At 71.0% G+C, this 7,047-nt stretch carries 6 protein-coding genes; all 6 read right to left on the bottom strand.

Annotated features, from left to right (window positions below; translation table 11 throughout):
* Positions 1-127 precede the first annotated feature (127 nt).
* The 6 genes from AB0P24_RS44060 to AB0P24_RS44035 all read right to left on the bottom strand — a co-directional run bounded on the left by AB0P24_RS44060 (position 128) and on the right by AB0P24_RS44035 (position 7,001).
* The gene (locus AB0P24_RS44060) at positions 128-940 is read right to left on the bottom strand and encodes a class I SAM-dependent methyltransferase (RefSeq protein ID WP_365804429.1); all 813 of its coding nucleotides are present in this window, start codon (positions 938-940) and stop codon (positions 128-130) included.
* A 204-nt stretch (positions 941-1,144) separates the two neighbouring features.
* Positions 1,145-2,026, bottom strand: coding sequence for a dTDP-4-dehydrorhamnose reductase (rfbD, locus tag AB0P24_RS44055; protein ID WP_365804427.1), 882 nt, complete (start codon positions 2,024-2,026; stop codon positions 1,145-1,147).
* Positions 2,026-3,024 (bottom strand): dTDP-glucose 4,6-dehydratase, encoded by a 999-nt coding sequence (gene rfbB / locus AB0P24_RS44050; RefSeq protein ID WP_181806512.1) that lies wholly within the window; start codon positions 3,022-3,024, stop codon positions 2,026-2,028. The genes rfbD and rfbB overlap by 1 nt, the downstream gene beginning before the upstream one ends.
* Positions 3,021-4,088: a glucose-1-phosphate thymidylyltransferase gene (locus AB0P24_RS44045; RefSeq protein WP_365804426.1), complete on the bottom strand. Its 1,068-nt coding sequence runs from the start codon at positions 4,086-4,088 to the stop codon at positions 3,021-3,023. Before AB0P24_RS44045 ends, rfbB begins: the two co-directional genes overlap by 4 nt.
* 139 nt (positions 4,089-4,227) lie before the next feature.
* Positions 4,228-4,503, bottom strand: coding sequence for a hypothetical protein (locus AB0P24_RS44040; protein WP_365804424.1), 276 nt, complete (start codon positions 4,501-4,503; stop codon positions 4,228-4,230).
* 53 nt (positions 4,504-4,556) lie between these two features.
* A complete protein-coding gene (locus AB0P24_RS44035) occupies positions 4,557-7,001 on the bottom strand; it encodes a SpoIIE family protein phosphatase (protein ID WP_365804422.1) in 2,445 nt (814 codons plus the stop codon).
* Positions 7,002-7,047 lie beyond the last annotated feature (46 nt).

Raw genomic sequence — 7,047 nt, 5'->3', positions numbered from 1 at the left:
CCGTCACCCGCAGCGTCAGCCACGCCTCACCGCCGTCCGCCGGCACCTCGAACGGCAGCGGTACGGCCGCGGTCTCGCCGGGGCACAGTGCGGGCCCTGGCCCGGCTCCCCGCCCAGCGCCGCGGTGTCAGGACTTCGCGTAGCGCTGCTTCAGCGCGCTGCGCTTGTTGCTGCCCTCGGCGTTCCGGCCTTTTTCGATGATCACCAGGTTGTGGTAGAAGTGCACGCCGACGATGTTGAGGTCGGTGTACGTCGGCTGATAGTTCTCGGTCACGAATTCCTCATAATTCAGGCCGTCCGTCAGCCCCTTCAGCATCCCCATACTGGTGTGCTTGGCGTCGAGATCCTCGCTGCCCTGCCATTCGGGCCAGTACGACGACTGCGTGTCCTCGACGATGTAGATGCCACCGTCCTTGAGCCGCGGGAAGAGCGTGGCGAAGGTCGTGAGCACATGCGGACTGCGGTGACTTCCGTCGTCGATGATGACGTCCAGTTCACCGATCTTGTCGGCGACGGCGTTCAGGGACGACGGATCGGACTGGTCGCCGATGAACGTCGTGATGCGTTCCTCGTCGACAAATGACTTGTCCTGGATGTCCATTCCGAAAATCTGCGCCTTGGGGAAGAACTGCTTCCACATGCGCAGCGAAGCCCCGCCCTGACCTGGCCTGTTGTAGCCGCCGATACCGATTTCCAGCAGGTTGAAGGACTCGTTCCTCAGGTGTCCGAGGTGGCGCTGGTAGTGCTGGGTGTAGCGGTGTATTCCCCACTTGTCCGTCTTGAAGTGCTGGGCGAGTTTATTGAGATCACCGGAGATCGCGTCGAGTCCCGTCGGCTTGGCCGGCGGAACCGGCCGGGGGGTCAGGCGCCGCTTCAGTCGTCGCAGGATCCGCACATTCTTCTTACCCAGCACGGACTTCACGGTTGCTCGCATCGACATCGCGGGACAAATCCTTTCCCTACCCGGCTCACAAGACATTCAAAGCATCATCGTAGTGATGTGGGGCAACCCACAAGGGGCGAACACGGCTACCCGTGAAAAAGTCCGTCGCACTCCGCTATTTCCAAACGCCGCAGGGCGGCCGACAGGCCCGGTGAGCCGTCGGCCGCCCTGCGGCGCGTGGGAGCAAGGCGCGTCACGCCCTTACGCGGACATCTCCTTGCGGAGCAGGGGCAGCCCCTCCGCGAGGGCCTGCCGCCAGTCCCGCAGCGGCTCCAGACCGACCTCGGCCCACCGGTCGTGACCGAGGGCGCTGTAGGCGGGGCGGGGGGCCGGGCGGACGAACGCCTCGCTGGTGGTGGGGCGTACCCGCTCGGGGTCGGCGCCGAGCAGGCGGAACACCTCCCGGGCCAGCCCGCACCAGGTGGTGGTGCCGGAGTTGGTGCCGTGGAAGACACCGTGCGCGTGCTCGTCCCGGCCGAGGCGGGGGCCGAGGTCGGCGATGCGGGCGGCCAGGTCGGCGCTCCAGGTGGGCTGGCCGCGCTGGTCGTCGACGACGTCGAGGGTGTCCCGGCGGGACTCCAGCTCGATCATCGTGCGCACGAAATTCTTCCCGTGCGTGCCGTACAGCCAGGCCGTGCGGACCACCGCGCTCGCGCCCGGGAGTTCCTCCAGGACGGCCCGCTCGCCGGCGAGCTTGGTGCGCCCGTAGGCGGTGCGCGGGGCCGCCGGGTGGTCCTCCGGGTACGGGACGGCGCGGGCCTCGCCGTCGAAGACGTAGTCCGTCGAGACGTGGACGAGGCGGGCGCCGTGCCGGGCGGCGGCGCGGGCCAGCAGGCGCGGGCCCTCGCCGTTGATCAGCAGGGCCCGCTCCTCGTCGGTCTCGGCGTCGTCGACGGCCGTGTACGCGGCGCAGTTCACCACCAGGTCGGGCCGGTGCCCGGCGAGCGCCGCCGCGACCGAGTCGGCGCTGGTGATGTCGAGGTCGGCGCGGCCGAGGGCCACCACCTCCGCACCCCGGCGGGCGAGTTCCTCGGTCACGTCATGGCCGAGCATCCCGCCCGCTCCGGCGACGAGCCACTTCATCAGTGCTTCCCCTGCTCCTTGCGGGACTCCAGGGCGGCGCGCTCCTTGAGCGGCTCCCACCAGTCGCGGTTGTCGCGGTACCAGGCGACGGTGTCGGCGAGACCGGAGGTGAAGTCGTGCTTGGGGGTGTACCCGAGCTCGTCGTGGATCTTGCTCCAGTCGACCGAGTAGCGCTGGTCGTGGCCCTTGCGGTCGGCGACGCGGTCCACCCGGTCCCAGCCGGCGCCGCAGGCCTCGAGGAGCAGCCCGGTGAGCTCCTTGTTGCTGAGCTCGGTGCCGCCGCCGATGTTGTAGACCTCGCCGGCCCGGCCGCCGGTGCGGACCAGGTCGATGCCCTGGCAGTGGTCCTCGACGTGCAGCCAGTCGCGGACGTTGCTGCCGTCGCCGTACAGGGGCACGTTCTTGCCGTCGAGGAGGTTGCTCACGAAGAGCGGGATGACCTTCTCGGGGAACTGGTGCGGCCCGTAGTTGTTGGAGCAGCGGGTGACGCGGACGTCCATACCGTGGGTGCGGTGGAAGGCCAGCGCCAGCAGGTCCGAGGAGGCCTTGGAGGCGGAGTACGGCGAGTTCGGCTGGAGCGGGTGGCTCTCGGGCCAGGAACCGGTCTCGATGGAGCCGTAGACCTCGTCGGTGGAGACGTGCACGAACGGGCCGACGCCGTGGCGCAGGGCCGCGTCGAGCAGGGTCTGGGTGCCGACCACGTTGGTGCGGACGAACGCGCCGGCCCCGTCGATGGAGCGGTCGACATGCGACTCGGCGGCGAAGTGCACGACCTGGTCGGCCTCGGCCATGAGCTTGTCGACGAGCTCGGCGTCGCAGATGTCGCCCTGGACGAAGGTCAGGCGGGGGTGCGACTCGGGCAGGTTCGTCAGCGTGCCCGCGTAGGTGAGCTTGTCCAGCACGGTGATGTGCGGCGCGTCGGGGCCGTCGGCGGCGAGCAGGCCGCGGACGTACGTGGAGCCGATGAAACCGGCGGCGCCGGTGACGAGGAGATTCATGAACGGATCTGCACCTTGCTGTGGTCTCCGAGAACGAGGCGGTGGGCGCTGGGGGTGCCGGGTGCCGGGGTCACCTCGACATGCCGGCCGATCAGCGAGGACTCGATCCTGCCCACCCCGTCGATGGAGGAGTCCCGCAGCACGATGGAGAACTCCAGCTCACTCTCGGTGATCCGGCAGTTCTCGGCGACCGACGTGAAGGGGCCCACGTACGAGTCGCTGACGACGGTCCCGGCGCCGATCACGACCGGGCCGACGATCCGGGAGCCGGTGACGCGCGCGCCCGCCTCGACGACCACGCGGCCGACGATCTGGCTGGTCTCGTCGACGTCGCCGTCGATGCGCGGCTCCTGGCTCTCCAGGACGGTCCGGTTGACCTCCAGCATGTCGACGACGTTGCCGGTGTCCTTCCAGTAGCCCTTGATCACCGTGGAGCGCACGTCGGCGTGCTGGTCGATGAGGTGCTGGATCGCGTGGGTGATCTCCAGCTCGCCGCGCCAGGACGGCTTGATGGCGCGTACGGCGTCGTGGATGGCCGGCGTGAAGAGGTAGACGCCGACCAGGGCCAGGTCGCTCTTGGGCTCCTGCGGCTTCTCCTCCAGGCCGATCACCTGGCCGTCGGCGTCGAGCTCCGCGACACCGAAGGCCCGCGGGTTGGGCACGTGGGTGAGGAGGATCTGGGCGTCGGGGCGAGTCCCGCGGAACTCGTCGACGAGTCCGCTGATGCCGCCGACGATGAAGTTGTCGCCGAGGTACATGACGAAGTCGTCGTCGCCGAGGAACTCGCGGGCGATCAGCACCGCGTGTGCGAGGCCCAGCGGCTGGTCCTGGGGGATGTAGGTGACGTTCAGGCCGAACTTCGACCCGTCGCCGACCGCCTCCTCGATCTCCGCGGCGGTGTCGCCGACGATCATCCCGACCTCGGTGACGCCCGCGGCGGCAAGGGATTCGAGCCCGTAGAAGAGCACGGGTTTGTTCGCCACCGGTACGAGCTGTTTCGCCGATGTGTGGGTGATCGGCCGCAGCCGGGTTCCGGCACCGCCGGAGAGCACCAAAGCCTTCATTCGCTACACCTTATAGGTGAACATCTGATTGAGACGTTCTTCTGATTTCCTGACTGGTTACGACAGTATGGCTTTGGTGCGGGCTCCATGTGACCACCAGGTGCCCGACAGCGGCATCCGGCCCGTTTTCTTACCCGGTTCAGGTGTCCTCCGGCCAGGCCGCCGCACGTTCCACCTCCGCCTCGACCTCGGTTCTGGACCGGCCCTCGTCGCGGGCGTACTCGTTCACCGCGGTCAGTTCGTCGCGGGCCAGGTCGCGCCAGGCGCGCAGGGCGGTCTCGTAGGTCTGTGACTGGGCACCGCCCGGCTGCTGCCCGGCCGGTGGCCCGTAGGCGTCCCGCAGTTCCAGGACCTTTTCGTGGGCCGCGTCGGCCGCGCGGTGCTTCGCCACGAGTTCATCGAAGGTGTGTGCCACGTGAAGGACATTAAGGACCGTCGGCGCGCGCCGCCTGTCGAGGGCGGGGGTGATCAGCCCTCCAGGGCAAGATCCGCCCACACCTGCTTGCCGCCGCTGGCCGGGACCGTCCCCCAGGCGGCCGACACGGCCTCCACCAGGAGGATGCCGCGCCCGCCGGTGGCCTCCCAGCCGATGCTGGTGGGTTTCACCGGGCTGCGCGGCGAGGCGTCGGCGACGGCGATCCGCAGCCGGTGGTCGACCAGGGTCAGGTCGAGCCGGACGGGTCCGTCGGTGTGGATGAGGGCGTTGGTGACGAGTTCGGAGACCACCAGCAGGGCGGCGTCCATCCCGTCGTCGATCACGCCCCAGGAGCGCAGCACGCGGCGGCTGAAGCGGCGGGCGTGCCGGGCGGCCTCCGGGACCCGCCACACCGTCCAGCTCTCGCGCAGCGGGCGGACGGCCATGCCGTCGTAGCGCATCAGCAGCAGGGCGACGTCGTCGGCCCGGTGGGCGCCGCCGAGCAGGGCATCGGCGACCAGGCCGAGGTCGGCGGGGTCGGAGCCGGCCAGGTCACGGGCGAAGCGCTCCATGCCGTCGTCGATGTCCGCGTCGGGGGACTCGACCAGGCCGTCGGTGGTGAGCGCGAGCAGGGTGCCGGGGCGCAGGCTGAGCTGGGTCATGGGGAACTCGGTCTGGCTGAGCACGCCGAGCGGCGGGCCGCCCTCGGCCTCGACGATGTGCGTGGTGCCGTCCGGGTGGCGCAGCACGGGCGGCAGGTGTCCGGCGCGCACGCACCAGGCGGTGCCGGACTCCATGTCGACGTCCACGTAGCAGCAGGTGGCGAAGAGGTCGCTCTCCATGTCCAGGAGGAGCCGGTTGGCGTGCGAGACGACCACGTCGGGAGTGTGGCCCTCGGTGGCGTAGGCACGCAGGGCGGTGCGCATCTGGCCCATGAGGGCGGCGGCGCTCGCGTTGTGGCCCTGGACGTCGCCGATGACGAGGGCGACATGGTTGTCGGTCAGCGGGATCACGTCGTACCAGTCGCCGCCGACCTCCAGGCCCTCGGTGGTGGGCAGGTAGCGGGCGACCGCCTCGGCACCGGGCAGCCGGGGCATCCGGGGCGGCAGCAGAGAGCGCTGGAGCATGCCGACGAGTTCGTGCTCGGCGTCGAAGGCGTGGGCCCGCATCAGGGCCTCGCCGGCGAGGCCGGCCGAGGCGGTGAGCAGGGCACGCTCGTCGGGGCCGAAGTCGTGGGGGGTGTCCCAGCCGATCAGGCAGGCGCCGGCCGTCCGGCCGCCGGCGGGCAGCGGAAGGACGGCGAGGCCGCCGGGGCCGACCTCGGCGAGCGCGGGTTCCAGGGCGGCCCGGGCAGGCCAGATCTGCGCCCGGCCCTCGCGCAGGGCGGCGGCGAGGGTGGGCATGGCGCGCACGGGCGCGTCGGGCCACTCGGTGCGCCATTCGCTGCGCCACAGGTCGGGCCAGGACTCGGCCTCGGGCGGGTCGAGGACGGTGACGACCAGGCGGTCGTTCTCCAGTTCGGCGAGCGCGATCCGGTCGGCCTTGAGCGGCCCGCGCAGGGCGGTGACGACGGCCTGGCTGACGTCCTTGACCGTGACGGCGGTGGCGAGGGCGGCGGCGAGCCGCTGCACGCGGGCCACGTCGGTGACGTCCGAGCGGAACGCGGAGGCGTCGGCGACGGTACCCGCCAGCCGGGCCGGGTGTCCCTTGCCGCCGGGCACCAGGTGGCCGCGGAGCCGCAGCCACCTGGGCGGGCCGGAGGGCTGCAGGATCCGGAACTCCAGCTCCCGGTCGCCGCTGGACATGTGGTCGGCCTCGACGACGGACATCAGGGCGGGCAGGTCCTCGGGCACGGTACGGCTCAGCAGTGTCTCGACCTTGCCGTCGAACTCGTCCCGGCCCATCCGGAAGAGGCCGAGGATGCCGTCGCCGACGCTGATCCGCCCGGTGTCCATGGCGAGGGTGAAGGCGTCGGGGGGCAGTTCGCCGGTGTCCGCGGCCGCGGCGGGCTGGGCGGGCAGGGCGATCGCCGCGGCGACCAGGTCCAGGCAGGCGCCGTCCTCGGGGCCGAATCCGTCGCCCCGCTCGCTGACGGCGACGAGGAGTCCGGCGCCGCCGGGCACCGGCAGGACCGCCAGCCAGAACTCCTGGGACTGGGTCCGGCGCGCCTGCGGGCAGCCGGCCAGCTCCTCGGGGCCGAGCCGGACGGGCCGCCCGGTGGCGTACGCCTCGGCCACCGGGGACCGCCCCACGGCCGGGTAGGCGTCCCGCAGCCCGTACAGGGTGCGGGGCAGGCCCGCCGACTCGGCGAGGCACAGCACCGTGCCGTCGTCGCCGGGCGCGTACACCCCGGCGAAGGCGGCGCCGGCGAAGACCAGCGCCTGTTCGAGCACGCGACGGAGCCGATCGGGTGCGCCGGGATCGCCAGTGAGCGTTTCGAGGGCGATTTCGGCGCGATCCGTCCTCGTTCCGCGTACCGCAGCGCCCTCACTGACCACGCCGCCATTACAGCGCTTATGAGGCGTCTGCGCAGCCCCTGTGACC

It is taken from the genome of Streptomyces sp. NPDC086519 (assembly GCF_040686075.1).
Classification (GTDB): domain Bacteria; phylum Actinomycetota; class Actinomycetes; order Streptomycetales; family Streptomycetaceae; genus Streptomyces; species Streptomyces shenzhenensis.
This window is presented reverse-complemented; position numbering and strand designations above follow the sequence as displayed.